The 937-nt window shown below is 75.2% G+C and carries 1 pseudogene; it reads left to right on the top strand.

Annotated elements, in window-relative coordinates:
* A pseudogene (locus HMPREF3105_RS00990) lies at positions 1–937 on the top strand (acetyl-/propionyl-CoA carboxylase subunit alpha); the annotation flags it as partial.

The following is a 937-nucleotide window of genomic DNA, read 5'->3' on the forward strand; positions in this document are numbered from 1 at the left end:
GAGGCCGTCGCCGCGTTCGGCCGCGGCGAGTGCTTCGTGGAGCGCTTCCTGGACCGCCCCCGCCACGTGGAGGCCCAGGTCCTCGCCGACGAGCACGGCCACGTGGCCGTGCTCGGCACCCGCGACTGCTCCCTGCAGCGCCGCAACCAGAAGCTCGTGGAGGAGGCCCCGGCGCCGTTCCTCACGGACAAGCAGCGCGAGCGCATCCACACCTCCGCCCGCGAGATCTGCCGCGCCGCCGGGTACACCGGGGCCGGCACGGTCGAGTACCTCGTGGCCCCGGACGGCCTCATCAGCTTCCTGGAGGTGAACACCCGCCTGCAGGTGGAGCATCCGGTCACCGAGGAGGTCTTCGGCGTGGACCTGGTGCGCGAGCAGTTCCGCGTCGCCGCCGGCGAGCCGCTGAGCATCCCCGAGGACCCGACGCCGCGCGGCCACGCCCTCGAGTTCCGCCTCAACGCCGAGGACCCGGCGTACGGCTTCCTGCCCGTGCCCGGCCCGATCGACGCGTTCGAGGCCCCCACCGGCCCCGGGGTCCGCATGGACTCGGGCGTCCGCACCGGCTCCGTGGTGCCGGGCGAGTACGACTCCCTGCTCGCCAAGCTCATCGTGTGGGGCGAGGACCGCGCCCAGGCCGTCGCCCGCGCCCGCGACGCCCTGGCCGAGCTGCGCATCGACGGCGTGCCCACCGTGGTGCCGTTCCACCGCGCCGTGCTCGAGCAGGACGCCTTCACCTCGGGGGACCGCCTCGGCGTCTACACCACGTGGATCGAGTCCGAGTTCGCCGAGCCGCTGGCCGAGTCCCCCTACCTGGGCGCCGAGGTGCCCGCCGGCGGCCGGACTGCCGTCACCGTCGAGCTGGACGGCCGCGCCGTGCGACTGGGCCTGCCCGCCGATCTCTACGCGGCCCTCCTCGGAGGCGGCGGCGCGGGTGCCG

The organism is Micrococcus sp. HMSC31B01, from assembly GCF_001816085.1.
Lineage (GTDB): Bacteria > Actinomycetota > Actinomycetes > Actinomycetales > Micrococcaceae > Micrococcus > Micrococcus luteus.